Source organism: Sphingomonas sp. EC-HK361 (genome assembly GCF_902498785.1).
GTDB lineage: Bacteria > Pseudomonadota > Alphaproteobacteria > Sphingomonadales > Sphingomonadaceae > Sphingomonas.
On the sequence record NZ_LR701492.1, the window covers coordinates 82,910 to 100,354 of the forward strand.

Annotated in this window: 23 protein-coding genes; 15 read left to right on the forward strand and 8 right to left on the reverse strand. The window is 67.1% G+C overall.

Going from position 1 to position 17,445, the window contains the following annotated elements:
• Nucleotides 1–61: 61 nt before the first annotated feature.
• Nucleotides 62–1,105: a phage shock protein operon transcriptional activator gene (gene pspF / locus BOS5A_RS00740; RefSeq protein ID WP_151953312.1), complete on the reverse strand. Its 1,044-nt coding sequence runs from the start codon at nucleotides 1,103–1,105 to the stop codon at nucleotides 62–64.
• A 197-nt stretch (nucleotides 1,106–1,302) separates the two neighbouring features.
• Here pspF and BOS5A_RS00745 point away from each other — a divergent pair, with 197 nt between their 5' ends.
• The 10 genes from BOS5A_RS00745 to BOS5A_RS00790 all read left to right on the forward strand — a co-directional run bounded on the left by BOS5A_RS00745 (nucleotide 1,303) and on the right by BOS5A_RS00790 (nucleotide 5,002).
• Complete coding sequence (locus tag BOS5A_RS00745; protein ID WP_199857153.1) at nucleotides 1,303–1,440, forward strand: hypothetical protein; 138 nt, start codon at nucleotides 1,303–1,305, stop codon at nucleotides 1,438–1,440.
• Nucleotides 1,441–1,523: 83 nt separating this feature from the next.
• A complete protein-coding gene (gene pspA / locus BOS5A_RS00750) occupies nucleotides 1,524–2,204 on the forward strand; it encodes a phage shock protein PspA (RefSeq protein ID WP_151953313.1) in 681 nt (226 codons plus the stop codon).
• Nucleotide 2,205: 1 nt separating this feature from the next.
• Entirely contained in the window at nucleotides 2,206–2,475 is a 270-nt protein-coding gene (gene pspB / locus BOS5A_RS00755) for an envelope stress response membrane protein PspB (protein WP_151953314.1), read from the forward strand.
• A gap of 3 nt (nucleotides 2,476–2,478) precedes the next feature.
• The gene (gene pspC / locus BOS5A_RS00760) at nucleotides 2,479–2,859 is read left to right on the forward strand and encodes an envelope stress response membrane protein PspC (protein ID WP_151953315.1); all 381 of its coding nucleotides are present in this window, start codon (nucleotides 2,479–2,481) and stop codon (nucleotides 2,857–2,859) included.
• A 32-nt stretch (nucleotides 2,860–2,891) separates the two neighbouring features.
• Nucleotides 2,892–3,236 (forward strand): hypothetical protein, encoded by a 345-nt coding sequence (locus BOS5A_RS00765; protein WP_151953316.1) that lies wholly within the window; start codon nucleotides 2,892–2,894, stop codon nucleotides 3,234–3,236.
• A gap of 14 nt (nucleotides 3,237–3,250) precedes the next feature.
• On the forward strand, nucleotides 3,251–3,574 hold the full coding sequence (locus BOS5A_RS00770; RefSeq protein WP_151953317.1) for a hypothetical protein: 324 nt from the start codon (nucleotides 3,251–3,253) through the stop codon (nucleotides 3,572–3,574).
• 11 nt (nucleotides 3,575–3,585) lie between these two features.
• A complete protein-coding gene (locus BOS5A_RS00775; protein ID WP_151953318.1) occupies nucleotides 3,586–3,864 on the forward strand; it encodes a hypothetical protein in 279 nt (92 codons plus the stop codon).
• A gap of 38 nt (nucleotides 3,865–3,902) precedes the next feature.
• A complete protein-coding gene (locus BOS5A_RS00780) occupies nucleotides 3,903–4,157 on the forward strand; it encodes a hypothetical protein (protein ID WP_234419132.1) in 255 nt (84 codons plus the stop codon).
• Between the two features lie 17 nt (nucleotides 4,158–4,174).
• Nucleotides 4,175–4,423, forward strand: a complete 249-nt coding sequence (locus BOS5A_RS00785; RefSeq protein WP_151953319.1) for a hypothetical protein — start codon at nucleotides 4,175–4,177, stop codon at nucleotides 4,421–4,423.
• 174 nt (nucleotides 4,424–4,597) lie between these two features.
• Nucleotides 4,598–5,002, forward strand: coding sequence for a SufE family protein (locus tag BOS5A_RS00790; protein ID WP_151953320.1), 405 nt, complete (start codon nucleotides 4,598–4,600; stop codon nucleotides 5,000–5,002).
• A 104-nt stretch (nucleotides 5,003–5,106) separates the two neighbouring features.
• Here the strand turns inward: BOS5A_RS00790 and BOS5A_RS00795 are convergent, their stop codons facing one another.
• The 4 genes from BOS5A_RS00795 to BOS5A_RS00810 form a co-directional block, all read right to left on the reverse strand.
• Nucleotides 5,107–5,790, reverse strand: a complete 684-nt coding sequence (locus BOS5A_RS00795) for a ribonuclease T2 family protein (RefSeq protein ID WP_151953433.1) — start codon at nucleotides 5,788–5,790, stop codon at nucleotides 5,107–5,109.
• 26 nt (nucleotides 5,791–5,816) lie between these two features.
• Nucleotides 5,817–6,263 (reverse strand): hypothetical protein, encoded by a 447-nt coding sequence (locus BOS5A_RS00800; protein ID WP_151953321.1) that lies wholly within the window; start codon nucleotides 6,261–6,263, stop codon nucleotides 5,817–5,819.
• Nucleotides 6,264–6,300: 37 nt separating this feature from the next.
• On the reverse strand, nucleotides 6,301–7,149 hold the full coding sequence (gene nadC, locus BOS5A_RS00805; RefSeq protein ID WP_151953322.1) for a carboxylating nicotinate-nucleotide diphosphorylase: 849 nt from the start codon (nucleotides 7,147–7,149) through the stop codon (nucleotides 6,301–6,303).
• A gap of 103 nt (nucleotides 7,150–7,252) precedes the next feature.
• Nucleotides 7,253–7,756 carry an SH3 domain-containing protein gene (locus BOS5A_RS00810; RefSeq protein ID WP_325058512.1) on the reverse strand — a complete coding sequence of 168 codons (504 nt, stop codon included), beginning with the start codon at nucleotides 7,754–7,756 and terminating at the stop codon, nucleotides 7,253–7,255.
• 108 nt (nucleotides 7,757–7,864) lie between these two features.
• Between BOS5A_RS00810 and BOS5A_RS00815 the strand changes: the two genes are divergently transcribed.
• Nucleotides 7,865–8,857, forward strand: a complete 993-nt coding sequence (locus BOS5A_RS00815) for a 2-hydroxyacid dehydrogenase (protein WP_151953323.1) — start codon at nucleotides 7,865–7,867, stop codon at nucleotides 8,855–8,857.
• A 269-nt stretch (nucleotides 8,858–9,126) separates the two neighbouring features.
• Nucleotides 9,127–11,166, forward strand: coding sequence for an acyltransferase family protein (locus BOS5A_RS00820; protein WP_199857154.1), 2,040 nt, complete (start codon nucleotides 9,127–9,129; stop codon nucleotides 11,164–11,166).
• Nucleotides 11,167–11,168: 2 nt separating this feature from the next.
• Here BOS5A_RS00820 and BOS5A_RS00825 read toward each other — a convergent pair whose 3' ends face one another.
• A complete protein-coding gene (locus tag BOS5A_RS00825; RefSeq protein WP_151953325.1) occupies nucleotides 11,169–12,254 on the reverse strand; it encodes a GNAT family N-acetyltransferase in 1,086 nt (361 codons plus the stop codon).
• Nucleotides 12,255–12,299: 45 nt separating this feature from the next.
• Between BOS5A_RS00825 and BOS5A_RS00830 the strand changes: the two genes are divergently transcribed.
• Together BOS5A_RS00830 and BOS5A_RS00835 are read left to right on the forward strand one after the other, a co-directional pair.
• Nucleotides 12,300–12,797 carry a DUF2721 domain-containing protein gene (locus tag BOS5A_RS00830; protein ID WP_234419133.1) on the forward strand — a complete coding sequence of 166 codons (498 nt, stop codon included), beginning with the start codon at nucleotides 12,300–12,302 and terminating at the stop codon, nucleotides 12,795–12,797.
• Entirely contained in the window at nucleotides 12,794–13,198 is a 405-nt protein-coding gene (locus tag BOS5A_RS00835) for a DUF4345 domain-containing protein (protein ID WP_151953326.1), read from the forward strand. Before BOS5A_RS00830 ends, BOS5A_RS00835 begins: the two co-directional genes overlap by 4 nt.
• Nucleotides 13,199–13,248: 50 nt before the next feature.
• Here BOS5A_RS00835 and BOS5A_RS00840 read toward each other — a convergent pair whose 3' ends face one another.
• A complete protein-coding gene (locus BOS5A_RS00840) occupies nucleotides 13,249–14,820 on the reverse strand; it encodes an amidase (RefSeq protein WP_151953327.1) in 1,572 nt (523 codons plus the stop codon).
• Between the two features lie 148 nt (nucleotides 14,821–14,968).
• Here BOS5A_RS00840 and BOS5A_RS00845 point away from each other — a divergent pair, with 148 nt between their 5' ends.
• Nucleotides 14,969–16,105, forward strand: coding sequence for an MBL fold metallo-hydrolase (locus BOS5A_RS00845; RefSeq protein WP_442800489.1), 1,137 nt, complete (start codon nucleotides 14,969–14,971; stop codon nucleotides 16,103–16,105).
• Here BOS5A_RS00845 and BOS5A_RS00850 read toward each other — a convergent pair.
• A complete protein-coding gene (locus tag BOS5A_RS00850; protein ID WP_151953328.1) occupies nucleotides 16,046–17,416 on the reverse strand; it encodes a chloride channel protein in 1,371 nt (456 codons plus the stop codon). The genes BOS5A_RS00845 and BOS5A_RS00850 overlap by 60 nt on opposite strands.
• Between the last annotated feature and the right edge of the window lie 29 nt (nucleotides 17,417–17,445).

A 17,445-nucleotide genomic window follows, 5' to 3' on the forward strand; every position in this document is an offset into this window, starting at 1 on the left:
TTGTGCTGAGCGAAGTCGAAGCACAGGCTCCTCGACTTTGATCGGGGCGAACGGGAGAGGATCACCCCCCGTGCGAAATGAGGTTGTGCCGCCGGAGCGCGTGGCGCAGCTGATCGTAGCTCAGTCCCAGCGATTCCGCCGTCGAACGCTGGTTGAAGCGATGCTCGCCCAGCGCCTTTTGCAGCAACTCCTTTTCGAACCGCGCGACCCGCGCCTTGAAGTCGGACGGCCCCGCCTCGCATGCCGCGACCGGCTCGTCCTCCTGGTCTTTCGGCGGCAGCGCGGGCGCGGGTTCGGCCTTTGACGGCGCCGCATGAGCCGAACCCGCGGGGCGATAGGGAGAGGCGAAAGGATCGAACTCGACCCGGTCGATCGGCCCCTCCTCCTCCCAACGATACACCGCGCGCTCCACCGCGTTGCGCAGCTCGCGCACATTGCCGGGCCATCGATATTCCGCCATCGCGTCGAGCGCGGTCGGGCCGAAGCCCGGCCAGCGATCGCGCCCCAGCTCCGCGGCCATCCGCCGCCCGAAATGATCGGCGAGCACTGGCACGTCGCCGCGACGCGCGCGCAAGGGGGGCAGCGTTACCACCTCGAACGATAGCCGGTCGAGCAGGTCGGCGCGGAAGCTGTGATCCTCCACCTTGTCGGGCAGATGCTCGTTGGTCGCCGCCACGATGCGCACGTCGACCCGCACCGGCCGCGACGATCCGATCCGGGTGATTTCGCCATATTCGACCGCGCGCAACAGGCGCTCCTGCGCACCCATCGAGAGCGTGCCGAGCTCGTCGAGAAACAGCGTGCCGCCATCCGCTTCCTCGAACCTTCCGACCCGCGCCTTGGTCGCGCCGGTGAACGCCCCCGCCTCGTGCCCGAACAGCTCGGCCTCGATCAGCGTTTCGGGAAGCGCCGCGCAGTTCATCACCACCAGCGCCTGGTCCCAGCGCGGCGACAGGCGGTGGAGGCGCTCCGCGACCAGTTCCTTGCCCGTCCCGCGCTCGCCTATGACCAGCACCGGGCGATCGAGCGCGGCGGCGCGGCTCGCACGCTCCAGCGCGTCGAGAAAGACCCCCGATTGGCCGATGACCTGGCTTGCGCGCTCCATGAACCGATGCTTGGCGCAAAATCCCAAACATTGGCAAGCCTGAAGTTTGGCTGAACGCGCAGCGGCGCAAAAACTCGCAGATTTCCGCCGATTTCAAAATTGGCACGCCCCCTGCAAAGCAGCAGGCAACCCGCCGCAAAGCGGTGCCACAAGGTTCCCGCCGCGGAGCGGCTAAACAAGGTTCAAGGAGACACACCATGTTCAAGACCAACGAAATCGGCCGCACCCTCGCCGCCATCGCCTGCACCATCGTCTTCTCCACGCTCTGCGTGGTCGGCGCGGTCGGCCCGGCACAAGCGGATGCGACCCACCACATCGTTCGCGTCATCGCGTGAACGGTCCCGCCGGGGCAGGCCAGCCCTCGCTCTGCCCCGGCGGACAGTGTAAACCCAGACCCGCAATTTCGGAGTATCGCTAGATGGGCATTTTCTCCCGCACCCGCGACATCGTCGCCGCCAACATGGCCGAGCTTCTCGACAAGGCGGAAGACCCCGCGAAGATGATCCGCATGATCATCCTCGAAATGGAGGAGACGCTGGTCGAGGTGCGCGCGTCCGCAGCCCGGACCATCGCCGACCAGAAGGAAATGCGGCGCCATGTGAGCAAGCTCGATCAGCTCCAGGAAAGCTGGACCGAGAAGGCGGAGCTCGCGCTGTCCAAGGGTCGCGAGGACCTTGCCAAGGCGGCGCTCGTCGAAAAGCAGAAGGCGGCCGACATGATCGACCAGCTTTCCGCGGAAATCTCGGTGCTCGACGATGCGCTGCGCGCGTCGGAAGAGGACATCGCCAAGCTGCAGGCGAAGCTGCGCGAGGCGCGCAACAAGCAGAACGGCATCTCGACCCGTCTGGAAAGCGCCAACAACCGCGTGAAGCTGCGCGAGATGTGGAACGGCCCGAAGACGCACGAGGCGTTCAGCAGGTTCGACGTCCTGGAACGCCGCGTCGATGCCGCCGAAGGCCGCGCCGAGGCGCTGGGTCTCGGCGCGCCGCCCAAGACGCTGGAGGAAGAGCTCGCCGAGCTGAAGGCCAGCGACAAGGTCGACGCCGAACTCGCCGCCTTGAAGGCGCGCCTCGGCAACACCGGCAAGCTGGAGGGTTGAGATGGAAGACTTCGCAACCCCCGTCTTCATCTGCGCGATGCTCTTCATCGGGCTGCCGTGGCTGATCTTCCACTACGTGACGAAATGGAAGCAGGCGCCCAAGATCACCGACGAGGACGAGAAGATGCTGGACGAGATGTATCAGCTCGCCCGCCGCCTCGAAGACCGGGTGAACACCGTCGAGCGGATCGTCGCCGCCGACAATCCCGACTGGAAGCCCGGCCTCGCCAGCTACCAGGCGAACGACCTTCTCTCCGACCGGAGGAACTGATCGATGACCGACAGCCGCACCAAATTCTACCTCGACAAGCAGGACGGCAAATACAAGGGCGTCTGCGCCGGGATCGCCGACTATACGGGGATCGAGGTCATCTGGGTCCGCCTTGCCGCAGTCATCCTGACGCTCGCCGGCGGCTTTCCGTGGACGCTCATCGCCTACTGGCTCGTCGCCTGGATGGCGACCGAACGGCCGATCGGCCTCTACGAGACTCCGGAGGACGCAAAGTTCTGGCAGGGCGTGCGGTCCAACCCGCGCCGCTCTACCGGGGAGGTCCGCTCCAAGCTGCGCGACATCGACCGGCGCCTGGCGGATATCGAATATCACTACACCAGCCGCAACAGCCGGCTCGCCAGCGAGATCGACAGCCTGCGCTGATCCCGACCGCGGCACATTAGGGGAGTTTCACAATGGACTTTCACGGGCCGGCCTTTGTCCTCGCGATCATCGCGATCTCGACGGGGGGATGGATCATCAACAACTGGATCCGCGCGAAGCACGGCTATGAGCCGACCAGCGACTGGGGCGGGTTCGGCGGACGGCGCCACCGCCGGGTGACTCGGTTCGGTGGCTTCGCCAGCGACGACGGCAATCTCGACGACGCCCGCAAGATCATGCTGCTTACCGGGGAAAACGAGAAGCTGACCGGCCAGGTCAGCCGCCTTGAGGAGCGGATCGCGGTCCTCGAACGGATCGCCACCGATCCCGCCGAGCGCACCGCCCGCGAGATCGACGCGCTGCGCGACCGGAACTGAGGGGAGAAAAGATCATGTCGCCGATATTCATGGATGTCCTGCGCATCGCGCCGATCATCGCCATCGTCGTCGGGATCGCGGTCGGCGGATGGGTCCTGACCACCTGGATGCGCATCAAGAACGGCTACCCGCTCGACGGCGCCTGGGGGCAGGCAGTATATCCCCGCAAGGACGAGGAATCGGTCGAACGGATCAAGCTGCTGAGCCAGGAAAACGCCCAGCTCCGCGCCGAGCTCGGTTCGATCAAGGACCGGCTCGCCAATGTCGAGCGCATCGTGACCGACACCGGCCATCAGGTTTCCACCGAGATCGATCGCCTGCGCGATCGCACCAATTGAAAGGCTGATCGATGAGCCCCTTTCTTATTCCGATCCTCGGCATCTCCTGCGGGCTGCTCGCGATCTTCGGCGGCGTCTTCCTGAAGCCCTGGTTCGCCTACCAGCACCGCAAGATGGAGCTGGAAGCATCGATGGTCGCCGAGAAAGCCGCGCAATACGCCGCGCAGACCGAACGTCTGGAACAGCGCGTCCGCGTGCTGGAGCGGATCGTGACCGACAAGGGGATCGACCTGTCCGACGAGATCGAACGGCTGCGCGACATGCCGGCGCTCGAAGACCGTCCCAACTGAATTTCACGCCAACGAAGCCACACAGAAGGGTTTGAGCAATGATCAACGGCGAAACGATGGTGGTCCTGATCGTGCTGATCGCGATGATCGGCGGGGTCATGAAAGCCCGGGCACGCTCCGGCCAGAGCTGGCGCGGGGAACACGCCCAGCCGGTCGAAAGTGCCGACACCATGCGCCTGCGCGACGAAGTGCGCACCTTGAAGGACCGCGTTCAGGTGCTTGAGCGCGTCATCACCGACAATCGCAGCAGTCTCGATCTCGATCAGGAGATCGAGCGGCTGCGCGATCGCTGAAAGAGGAGAAGGCAGCGATGTCCGACCCCGTTTTCTACCTGACCATGGCGGCGGCGAGCCTTGCTGGCCTCGCCATGCTCACCACCGCCATGCTGGCGGGCTGGCGCGGCTGGCTCCAGCTGCAACAGCTGCAGCTCGATCACCACACCCCGGCCCAGAATCTGGCGATGCCCGGCGCGCCGAGTGCGGGCGCCCGGATCGAGATCGCCGATCTGAAGGAACGCATCCGCAAGCTGGAAGCGATCGCGGCCGGCGTGGATTTGTAAGTCCACGCTGCAGGACGAAAACTCCCCTCCCTGGAAGGGAGGGGTCGGGGGTGGGTCGGCTTCCACGAGAGTCCCGCCTACGGAGAGCAACCCACCCCTACCCCTCCCTTCCAGGGAGGGGAGCGGCATCGTCTGGTAGGTGACGACCGGAGCAATAGGCGCTACCCGCCCCCCATGCGCACCCTCGACGACATCCGCGACGAATATGAGTTCCTGGAAGGCGACGAACGCTACCGGCTGCTGATCGAACTCGGCCGCGAGCTCGAGGACATGCCCGCCGCGCTCAAGACTGACGCGACGCTGGTGCGCGGCTGCTCGGCCTCGGTCTGGGTCTATCCGACAACCCGCGAGGATGGCACGCTCCACTTCCTCGCCGATTCGAATGCCGCGATCACCAAGGGCATCATCGCGCTCGTTCTGTCGGCGGTGCAGGACAGGGCCCCCGCCACCATCCTCGCGACCGATATCGATGCAGCCCTCAGCCCCTTCGATCTGCGTGCGCAACTGAGCTCGAACCGGACGCAGGGCATCCCCAACATGATCGCCCTCATCCGCGCGACGGCGGAGCGGCTATCCTGATTCCGTCATCCCTGCGCAGGCGGGGATCCATGTCTCTATCGGGTGGCTCATCGACCAGACATAGACCCCAGCCTTCGCTGGGGTGACGGAATCGCGTCGTCCCGCTACCGCACCCCGCGCCACACCTTCACGCGCGCATTCGGCGCGAGACCGCCCTGATGCGCCGGGCAGCGCTGATACCGCATCCGCGTATCGAGGCAGAGCCAGATCTCGTCGAGCCAGCCCTGCCGGTTCGCGGTGATCCGCATCCCGTCCGCGCGCAAGCCGGGGTTCGCGCGCGCCAACGCCGCCGCAAGCTTCCCCGCGGTCAGCGGCGTGCGCGACAGTGCCTGCATGTCGGGGTAGCGCAAGCGGCGGTACATCGCGGTCGAGGTCCGGAAGAACCGCGCCGGATCATAGCCCGCCATACAGGTCCCGTGCTTCGCCCATTCGTGCTGGATCAGCTGTGCCGACGGGGTCGAACACAGCGTCCGCCGGATCACCGGCTGCGGAACGAGAGCGGTCGCCTTGCAGTATTGCGGCCATTCCGCGCCGCGACCATCCGGCCACAGGCCGTGAAGGGTGAAGCCGAAGCGGTTGCCCGCCTTGCACTGGAAGCGCGCCGAGGCCTCGCGCGCATGGTCGTGGCAATATTGCGGCGCCCAGGTGATCGCGAGCGTGTAGCCGCCGATCGGCAGCACGCGTCTGGGCTGCTCGGCACTCGGCAGGTCCGGCCGGACGCGCTGGACTTTCGAGGGGATCGCGCACTCATAGGCCTGCGCCTGCGCGACCGCGGGCAGCGCCAGCATCGCTGCGAGGATCGCGCCGCGCACGATCACGCCGCCTCCTCCGCATCGTCGCCGTCTGGAGCCTCGCCAAACCACAGCTTCGCATCCGCACGGAACAGCAGCACCGCCGCGGCGATGTAGAGCGCGTTCGCGACAATCCCCGCCGCAATCGCATAGACCGGCACCGGGCCGTCGCGCATCAGCGTCGGCACCGCGAGCAGCACGCCGATCGCGGCGAAGGCCGCGAACACCACGACGATCCACTTCGCGACGATCCCCGGCTGCCGCGCGGTATACCACCACAGCACCGCGCTGATGAGCAGGCCGATCGCGGTCGCCCCGAGCACGATCGGCTGCGCCAGGGTCGCGACCTGCGGGTTCGCGGCGAGCAGATCGACCCGGGTCCCGTAGGTCAGCAGCCCGACGATCAGCGAAATGACGACGGATGCGAGATATAGCTGTTCGTAACGGACGATCGACGGTGGTCGCTGCACGGTGTTCCCCCCTCAAAACGGTGCGCAAGGCATCGCCTCAAATTGCGACGAAATCCAGCCCGATATCGGCCGCGGGCGCGGACTGGGTCAGCCGCCCGACGCTGACATAGGTCACCCCCGTCTCGGCGATGCTGCGGATCGTCTCCAGCGTCACCCCGCCCGATGCTTCGGTCGGCACCCGCCCGCCGACGAGTGTCACCGCGCCGCGCAGGACCGGCGGTGTCATGTTGTCGAGCAACAGATGCGTCGCCCCCGCCGCGAGCGCGGGTTCGATCTGATCGACCGAATCGACCTCGACGATGATCCGCGCGATCCCCGCCGCCCTGGCGCGCGAAACCGCCTCGCCGACGCCGCCGGCGACCGCGACGTGGTTGTCCTTGATCATCGCCGCATCCCACAGCCCCATGCGGTGGTTCTCCGCGCGCCCCATCCGCGTGGCGTATTTCTCCAGCACGCGCAGCCCGGGGATTGTCTTGCGCGTATCGAGCAGCGTCGCGCCCGTGCCGCGGATACGATCGACATAGGCGCGGGTCAGCGTCGCGATCCCCGACAGATGCTGGACGGTGTTGAGCGCCGATCGTTCCGCGGTGAGGAGCGCGCGTGCGGAACCCTCGACGCGCATCAGGTCTGCGCTGCTCGGCACCTGCTGGCCGTCATCCACCAGCCGGTCGATCCGAACATCCGGGTCGAGCGCGCGGAAGAACGCCTCCGCGATCTCCATCCCAGCGACGACGATCGCATCGCGGGTGTCCATCACCCCGGCAAAGCGCGCATCGGCGGGGATCACCGCTTCGGACGTCACGTCGCGACCTTCCGAGCCGAGGTCTTCCGCCAGCGTCGCCGCGACGAAGGCGTCGAGATTGAAGCCGGGTATTGAAAGACTCACAACCTCAATCCGTTCGCACTGAACTTGTCGAAGTGCCGTTCTTCCTTCGCAAGGAAATACGGGGCTTCGACAAGCGCAGCCCGAACGGTGTTTGGGGGATAGCTCAAGGAATCACCTCGTCTGACGCCACGCCCCATAAATGACTCGCCTCGACGAAGCCCGCCTGTCCCTTCACGTCGAAGCGGCACCAGCCGCTGCCGCATTCGCTGATCCGCCCGATGACACCGGGTTCCGCGCGCCACACGACCTTCGCGCCGAACCCCGCCTTGTCGCGCATTTCGGCGATGCCGCCCTGCACCACCGCGGTGCGCCGGTCGCTGACCATCGTGCCGAGCATCCAGCCGCTGGTCCCGCCGGGGTCCTCGATCTTGCGCCATTCCTTGTAGAGATCGACGACCTTCACCGGCAGGTCGGCGCGGATATAGACCCAGGTCGAGGGATAGGTGCGCCCCGGCCCCGATCGCATCCGCGCCCGCGTCGGGGCGATCGACGCGAAATAGGGCGGCTTGCGTTTCGCCTCCGCCGCGAAGGCGGTCGTCGTCTGCACCGGCATCGCCGCCCCGCCGACCCCAAAGAGCGCCACCGCCCACGCCAATCGCCGCATCATCCGTCCATCCCTGTTACGCGAACCGTACCCCGCTCCAGCGTCTAGCGCGCCGCAGCCGCTTCCATCAACCGCGTTGACGCGCCCGCGCCGCTCCGCCAATCCACCGTCATGGCCAAGCGCAACGCCCGTCCCCGGGTGATCGTCACCCGTGAGCTGCCCGATGCGGTCATGGACCGGATGGAGGCGCTGTTCGATACGGTGAACAACCGGTCGGACACCCCGATGACGCGCGATCAGCTCGCCGCGGCGATGGCGGACTGCGACGTGCTCGTGCCGACCGTCACCGACATGATCGACGGTGACCTGATCGACGGCGCGGGCGACCGGCTTCGCCTCATCGCCAGCTTCGGCAACGGCGTCGATCACATCGATCTGAAGGCGGCGCGCGCGCGCAGCATCATCGTCACCAATACGCCTGGCGTCCTGACCGAGGATACCGCCGACATGGCGATGGCGCTGATCCTGGCGCTGCCGCGGCGGCTGGCGGAGGGCGAGCGGCTGGCGCGGTCGGGCGAGTGGACCGGCTGGCGTCCCGGCGGGATGCTCGGCAACCGGGTGGGCGGCAAGACGCTCGGCATCCTCGGCATGGGGCGGATCGGCCAGGCAGTCGCGGCGCGCGCGCGGGCGTTCGGGCTCGGCGTCCATTACCACAACCGCCACCGTCTGCCCGAGGTGCTGGAGGCGCAGCTCGGCGCGATCTGGCAGCCCGATCTCGATACGATGCTCGGCGGAATCGACATCCTGACGATCCACACCCCGCACACGCCGCAGACCGAACATCTCATCGACGCGCGCCGGCTCGCGCTGATGAAGCCGAGCGCGTATCTGGTGAATACCGCCCGCGCGCAGGTGATCGACGAGGCCGCGCTCATCGCTGCGCTGGAAGGCCGCGCCGTCGCGGGTGCGGCGATCGACGTCTATTGGAACGAGCCGCATATCGATCCGCGGTTGCTGGCGCTGCCGGGCGTCATCCTGATGCCGCACACCGCGTCCTCCACCTACGAAGCGCGCATGGCGACCGGCGAGAAGGTGATGGCGAACATCCGAATGTGGGCCGACGGACACCGCCCGCCCGATCAGGTGCTCGAAGGCTGGGTTTAGTCAGCAGGTGATCCTCCCCTGTAAGGGGAGGGGGCAGCGCGCAGCGCTGTCGGAGGGGTGTCCCCGCTGCCGATAGCGAGATACCCCTCCGGCGCTAGCGCGCCACCTCCCCTTCCAGGAGAGGATTTCGGTCCGCACGGCCAGCCGCCTCTCCCTCGCTAACCCACTGGGCTACTGCAAAATAGCCGCGGCAAACCCGTCAGGGGTCGTTACCTTTCTTGCCGTGGTCACGCATGGTGCGCGGGATTTCCAGCTCCCCGGGAAACCCGATGCCGTTTGCAGTGTCGTCGCCCTTTGCCGGACCCCGACCCGCGCCCATATCAGCGCGGGCGGGGACATACCGCGCGGATATCGATGGCCTGCGCGCGCTGGCGGTCATCGCGGTCGTGCTGTTCCATGCACGGCTCGGCTCGGCGGCGGGCGGGTTCGTCGGGGTCGACGTGTTCTTCGTCATCTCCGGATACCTCATCACGAAGCTCATTGATCACGAGATTCTGACCGGGCGCTTCTCGATCGCGCATTTCTACGAACGCCGTATCCGGCGGCTGTTCCCGGCATTGTTCGCAATGCTGGCGGCTGCGGCCATCGCCGCCGCGATCCTGCTGATGCCTGACAATTTCGCGAAATTCGGGCGCAATGTCGCCGGCGCGGCTGGGTTCGTGTCCAATGTCTTCCTGTGGGAACAGGGCAGCTATTTCGAAGCGGCCGAGGCAAAGCCGCTGCTCCACACCTGGTCGCTCGCGATCGAGGAGCAGTTCTACCTGCTGTTCCCGCCACTCCTCATGCTGCTGCGCCACCGGTTCCGCCACCACACGGTCACCGTGCTGGGTGGAATCGCGCTCGCGTCGTTCGTCGCGAGCGTCGTCGCACTCCGCGCCGCGCAATCGGCGGTCTTCTACCTGCCGCAATACCGGATGTGGGAATTGCTGTGCGGCAGCCTGCTTGCGCTCGGCGCCATTCCCCGGATCGACAACGCCTATGTGCGCGAGTTCGCCGCGCTGGCGGGCCTTGCGCTCATCCTCTTTGCCGTCACCGCCCTTGCCGAGACGACGCCGTTTCCGGGCGCCGCTGCGCTTCTCCCTTGCGCCGGTGCGATGCTCGTTATTCATGCGGGCGAAGGCGGAAAGACCGTCGTGGGGCAAATCCTGTCGAGCCGCCCGCTCGTGTTCATCGGCCTGATCTCCTACTCGGTCTATCTGTGGCACTGGCCGCTGATCGTCTTCTTCAGCTACTACATCATCGACGAGCCGAGTTTTGCGCAGTCGCTGCTGCTGCTCGCCGCATCGTTTGTGATCGGCGCCCTGTCATGGCGCTTCATCGAGCTCCCCTTTCGCAAGCCGAAGGACCCGGCCGTGCACGGACGCCGCCGCGTCTTCGGCCTCGCAGCGGCCACCGCCGCGGTGAGTGCCGCTGCGGGAGGCACCATCTATTTTTCGGGCGGATTCCCCGGCCGCTTCTCCCCGGCGGTCGATACGATGGAGAATTATGCGCGGTCGCAGAATCCGCGTGCGGACCGGTGCGCGGCGACCGCGCTGCAGCTTGCGGCCGGATCGCCCTGCACCATCGGCAATCCGCGCCGTGCGACGCTGTTCCTGTGGGGCGATTCACATGCGGGCGCGCTCTACGGCGCGCTCAGAGACATTGCCCGCACCGGCCCCGCCACAGTCTATGGCGCGACTCCGCGCTGTCCCCCGCTGCTCGGCGTCGGGACCGATGCCGATTGCATCGCCGGCAACCAGCGCCGCCTGGACTATGTGCTGACGCACCCGGAAATCACCACCGTCATCATCGCGGCGCGCTGGTCGCTCTATTCGCGTGGGCGCGCGACTCGCTACGGCCCGGCGGAGAACAATGCCGACCTGCCGGTGCTGCAGGATGCCGCGGGGCATCGCTATCCGCAGTTCACGGCGGAGGCGCGACGCGGCCTGCGCCGGGGACTCTACACGCTGGTCGCGCGGCTGCTCGCTGCGGACAAGCATGTCGTGCTGATCTATCCCGTGCCGGAAATGGGATATGACATCCCGTCAACGATCGCGCGGCTGACGGCAGAGGGACGCCATCCCGCTTCGTTCGGCGTATCGGAGGCGCAGTATCTTCACCGGCAGCGCTACGCGATTCCCCTGCTCGACGGACTCGGCCGGCACCCCAATCTCACCCGTGTCTATCCCGAACAGGCGCTGTGCCCGGGCAACCAATGCCTGGGGTTCGCCGACGGCACGCCGCTCTATTTCGACAGCCACCATCTGAGCATTCCGGGATCGAGGCGGCTGGAGCCGCTGCTGGCGGCGGCGCTGCATCGCCGGTCCTGACGTCAGTTGCCGCTGCGCCGCCAGAATGGCGCCAGCAAACGTCCGGCGAACGCAGGAAAGCCCGGCCGCAGCAGCAGCCAGTCTCGGATCACCGGGCCCGCCTCCGCGCCGATCGTGCGCTTGTAGCCGCTGTCGCCCGCCCCCCAATCGACCCGCGTTACGCCGCGCGCGCGCGCATCGACGAGATTGCGGTAGTAGAGCAGCTTGCCGGGCGAGTGCTTCGCAAATGTCGGATCGTAGCTGTTTGCGACCGCGTATTTCAGGTCGCCCGCATCGAGATCGAAGGAGAAGGCGGCGGGCACGCCGTCCACGCGCAGCACCGCAGCCCGCATCATCGCGGCGAGCACCGGATCGGACGCCGCCGCGCGCCAGAAGGCGCCGTGGCCGCTTGCGGTGAACTTCGCATCGCGTCCGTCGGTACGATCGGCGATCCAGCTCTTCGCCTCGACGGCGGCGAGATCATCGAACGCTTCCGGCCAGTCGCTCCCGTTCACGAAGCTCCACTTCAGCGCACCGTGGTCGGCCAGATGCTTCTCGTGGAACCTGTTCTTGCGCAGCGTCGATCCGCGCGGCCATGTGCCGTCCGCCTGCGCTGCGCGCATGTCGAGCAGATAGCTCTGCGCCACGAACCGGTCGATCACCGCCCAGCCACGCGCGCGCGCCACGTGGAGCAGAGGCGCGACGCTCGGATCATCATCGTGGACCGGTCCGATACGCAGCGCGCGGACATGGCGCGACAGCACCGCCAGCGCCTCGCCCAGCACATCCTCGCCCGCATCGCTTGCCAGCGCAAAGCTGCGGAACGGCCAGTAGCAGCCCGGCACGCTCGCCAGCTTCAGCATCTTCGGCCCGGTGGCGACGAAGGGCAGCGCCAGTACGGGCCGCTCCTCGGCCGTCACGATCAGCGTGCGCGGATGCCCGCCATAGGCAGCGACAGCAGCCGCGAACCACTGGTAGCGCAGGAACCGGTGCGAAGCCGGCCCCGCATCCGCCACAGTGTCGATCGCGGCGGCAAGCCCATCCACGACCACGCCCTGAATGGCGCGCGGCAGGCGCGTGAAATCGCTGAGCGGCATCGGCTTGGTCATGACGTTTTCGCATTTAGCGCAGCCGAGGTTACCAACGGGTTTGACTTGCTCCAAACCGGCGCGAACGGCACACAGGCCGCCGTGCAGCAGTTTTCCCCCGCCGTCTCGACGATCGCCCAGACGATCCAGCTCTCGCTCTCGCCCGTCTTCATGCTCGCCGGCATCGGCGCGCTATTGAACGTGCTTGCGGGGCGCCTCGCGCGCGTCGTCGACCGGGTCCGCGCGCTGGAAACGCTGCATCCGCGCTCCGAAGGCCCGGAGCATGACCGCCATGTCTGGGAACTGCGCGTGCTCGACCGGCGGATCACCGTCATCAACAACGGCCTGTTTCTGGCGGTGGCGAGCGCGGTGATGACCTGCTCGGTCGTCGCGATGCTGTTCGTCGCCGAACTCGCAAAGCTCCATATCGGCCGCTACGTCGCGGTCACCTTCATCCTCGCGATGCTGCTGCTGATCGCGAGCCTCATCGCCTTCATCGTCGAGGTGCGCGTGTCGCTCGCCGCGGTGCGCGTGCGGAGTGAATTGCTGGAGCTGGACGAATGATCGAGAAGCGCCTCCTGCAGGTGGTCGTAGCCGTCGCGTGCCTGCTACCGCTCATCGTCGGCGCGCAGGGCATCCTCCACGGCCCCGCGCCGTTCGGCCATCTGACAGACGTGCCACGCGATCTGGACAGCCATTTCCGCTATATCTCGGGCATCTTCTTCGCGACCGGAATCGGCTTTCTCAGCTGCATTCCCGATATCGAGCGCAAGGGCGCGCGGTTTCGTCTGCTCGGCGGGCTGATTTTTGTCGGCGGCCTGTCGCGCGGGCTGTCCTGGATCGAGGTCGGTGCGCCTTCGACGGGGCATCAGCTTGGGCTGGTCATGGAGACGGTCGTCGTGCCGCTGCTGATGCTCTGGCAATGGCGGGTTTCGGGAATCGCAGCGCCCTCCCGTTTGGGCTGAGCGAAGTCGAAGCCCGCCCTTCGACTTCGCTCAGGGCTAACGAATAGTCGCTACCGCACCCCCTCCAGCCCCGGCCCGACATCCGCGCCCGGCAGATATCGCGGCGCGGCCCGCGCCTTCGCGCGCTGCTCATAGGCATAGCCCGCGCCGAGCACCGTCGCCTCGCCGAACTTCGTCGCGATGAACGACAGCCCGACCGGCAGGCCGCGCACCAGCCCCATCGGCACCGTCAGGTTCGGATAGCCCGCGATCGCCGGCAGCTCCGACGAGGACGGCCCGCCATATTGATCGCCGTAAACCGGTTCCTGCAGCCAGGCCGGGCCATAGGTCGGCTCGACCAGCACCGTCGCCCTCGCCTTGGCGAGCATCCCGTCGATCGCTTCCGATGCCATCTTCAGCGATTTCGCGCGCGCCGCCTTGTAGGCAGGATCGTTCAGCCCCTTGGTCTTCGCTGCCGCCTCGAACGTCTCCTGATCGAAATACGGCATCTCGGTCGCCCGGTTCGCGCGATTGAACGCGATGACGTCGTCGAGCGTGCGCGTCTTCACCGCGGCCGGCGTCGTCGCGAGATAAGTGTCGAGATCGGCCTTCAGCTCGGTCTGGAGAACGGTCAGTTCCGCATCGCCGATTCCCTCAAGCTTGGGCGCAGTGACCTCTACCAGTTCCGCCCCTGCCGCTTTCAGAACATCCAGCGCCGCCTGATACTTCGCCGCGAGATCGGGGGTCATATCCGGCCGCAGCACCGCGACGCGAAGCCCGGACAAGGCACTTGCCGACAGCCCCGCCGCATAGTCCTTCTTCACCGCTCCCGCCGTCACCGCATCGGCGGGGTCCGCCGCCGACATCGCGGAGAACAGAATCGCGGCATCGCGCACCGTCTTCGCCATCGGCCCCGGCGTGTCCTGGCTGTGGCTGATCGGCACGACATGGGTGCGGCTCACCAGCCCGATCGACGGCTTCAAGCCCACCAGCCCGTTGATCGAGGACGGACAGACGACCGAGCCGTCGGTCTCTGTTCCCACCGCCGCCGCGGCAAAGCTCGCCGCGGTCGCCGCGCCGGAGCCGGACGACGATCCACACGCGGTGCGATCGAGCGCATAGGGGTTCTTCACCAGCCCCCCGACCGCGCTCCAGCCGCTCATCGACCGGGTCGAACGGATGTTCGCCCATTCGCTGAGATTGGTCTTGCCGAGGATCACCGCGCCCGCCTTGCGCAATTCCGCGACCAGCGGCGCGTCGCGCCCGGTCACATTGTCCTTGAGTGCAAGGCTGCCCGCGGTCGTCGCCATTCGATCCGCCGTCTCGATATTGTCCTTGATGAGGATCGGCACGCCGTGGAGCGGCCCGCGAATGCGCCCCGCCTTGCGCTCCGCATCCAGCGCCTTCGCCTGCGCGATTGCATCGGGATTGAGCGCAATGATCGCACGCAGCGTTGGCCCTTTGCGATCCATCGCCGCGATCCGCTTGAGATAGGATTGCACCAGATCGACGCTTGAGGCGCGGCCTGCGGTCATTTCCGCCTGCAACTGCTCGACCGTGCGCTCCTCGACCGGCACCGTCTTGGCCTGCACCGCGACCGGCAACGCCGTAGCCAGTGCCAGTGCGAGAATCATCCGCCGCATATCCGTCCCCCTTTGATCCACTCGGACGCTAGCGGTTCGCGACCGCCGCGCAAGCGGAGCGTTGCCGCGCGCGCTGCGTTGTGCCACCCGCCGATACAAAAGGGGCCGCGCGATTTTCACGACCATCCTGAAAGCGATCGGCAAGACATTGTGGATCGCGCTCATCCTCGCGCTGCTGGCGATCGTCATCGTCCCGCATTTTCTCGACCGACGCTATTATGACGGGGCACCCGGCCCGCATTATGACGGCGACCGATTCTTCAATCCCGATGGCGATTCCGACACCATCCGCATGCCGACCGGCGGCAGTCGTGCGGGATTCTTCTGGAAATATCTGACCGGCAATGACGGTCGCCCGGTCTGGCCGGATCACGTCACCGTGCAACCAAGCAAGCCCGAGCGGCGCGTGATGGGCGAGCGCATGGTCGCGACCTGGATCGGCCACGCGACCGTCCTCGTCCAGACGGGCGGCCTGAATATCCTTACCGACCCCGTCTGGAGCCGCACCGCAGGACCGTTCGGTTTCGGCCCTGCACGCGTCGCAGAACCCGGCGTGCGGCTGACCGACCTGCCGAAGATCGATCTGATCCTCGTCAGCCACAATCATTACGATCACATGGACCTGAAAACGCTGAGAGCGCTGTGGGACCGAGACCACCCGATGATCCTCACCAGTCTCGGAAACGACAGCGTCATCGGCGCGGCTGCTGTGAAAGCGACTGCGCTCGACTGGGGCGACCGCATCAAGGTGCGGCCCAACATCGAAGTCGTCGTCACCCGCAATCACCACTGGTCGAGCCGCTGGTTCACCGATCGCAACCGCGCGCTGTGGTCAAGCTTCATCGTGCACCTTCCCGGCGGCAACATCTTCTTCGCTGGCGATACCGGCATGGGCGACGGTCAATGGATTACCGAAGCCGCACGCCTCGGCCCCATCCGCCTCGCACTCATCCCGATCGGCGCGTTCCGCTTCGTGCCCGGGCAGATGGGGATCGGCAGCCATATCGGCCCGGTCGATGCGGTGGAGGTCTATCGCCGGCTCGGCGCCGCGCATGCGATCCCGATCCATTGGGGCACCTTTCGTCTCAGCTACGAGGCGTGGGATACGCCGCCCAAGATGCTCGCGGCAGCGATGAAATGCACCGGGCAGACCGGCTTCGCACCGGCGCGGATCGGCCAGCCGGTGGACGTCTCCGCTTACGCGCCACCGGCGCCGGTCAAGCCGCTATCCCGCGCCGCGCGGCTTGCCTGCCTCGACACTCCCGCCGTCCGCGCCCTGCGCTGATGCAAGGAACGGCCGCGACAGGCCGTGATACAGCTTTTCGCGACACACCGCCTGGCTCGCCCAGTCTGCGATGAAGGCGGTTGCGAACATTGGCAGCATCAGGCCTCGGCTCGCGGTGGTTTCGGACAGGATGATGACCGCGGTCAGCGGTGCGCGGACGACGCCGGCGAAATAGGCGACCATCCCCAGGATCACGACCGCCTTTGCCGGATCGTTCGGGAACAGCTCGCGCAGCAGATTGCCGAAGCCGGCGCCGACTGCCAGCGACGGCGCGAACACCCCGCCCGGCAGCCCCGCGACCGCCGTCGCCAGCGTCGCCAGCGCCTTGGCCGGCCCGAACCATAACGGCGCATCGACGCCGACGATCATCGCGCGCGCCGAAGCATAGCCGGTGCCCCATGTCAGGCTCGTCATCACGCCGAGCACCGCGACCACCACGCCGCAGAGGAACCCGAAGGTGATCGGCCGGGCGCGCGCGAAGCTTCGCACCGGATTCTCGCCGACAAGGATCGACAGCATGGACTTCGAGAACAAGCCGCCCGCCGCTCCGCCGATCAGCCCCGCGACGGGCACGACCACCAGCGCCGGCCCGATCGGCATCGTCGCACCGATCGCGCCGAAATAGACGTAATCGCCCGCGAGCGACTGTGCGACCATGCCCGAAATGACGATCGCCGACAGGACCAGCAGCGTCACTTTCTGCTCATAGGCAGCCGCCAGCTCCTCGATCGCGAACATCACGCCGGCAAGCGGCGTGTTGAACGCCGCCGCAACGCCCGCCGCCCCGCCCGCGATCACCACCGCGCCGCGCAGAGACACGCCCAGCAGCCGGTGAGTCGCGCCCATGATCGCCGCGGCGAGCTGCACTGTCGGCCCCTCGCGCCCCGTCGAGGCGCCCACCCCGATCGCGCCCAGCGTCAGGAAAATCTTGCCGATCCCCGTCTTCAGCGAAATGAGGCCGCGCGTCGCCCCGTCGGGATCGTGCCGTGCGGCGATCACCTGCTGGATGCCGGATGCGCGCGCATAGGGCACGAAGCGCCGCGTCGCCCATACGAACACCGCGAACGCGCACGGCGTCACGACCAGCGGCGCATAGCGGTTACGATCGACCCACTCGCCGAACGCCGCGCCCAGCAAATCGGCGGCTTTCGCAAACAGGACCGCGACGATTCCGATCGCCACCGCACCCGTCAGCACCGCGATCCGCCGCCGGAACTGGAGCGAGGTCGGCCCGCGCGACCGCATCAAAGCGCGGACGCGGCGCGGCGTCCACCGGCGGACGCGGCGGGCGGGGACGGTATCGGTGGTCATGTCCGCCGCTGGTAGGCGCAGCGCGCGTC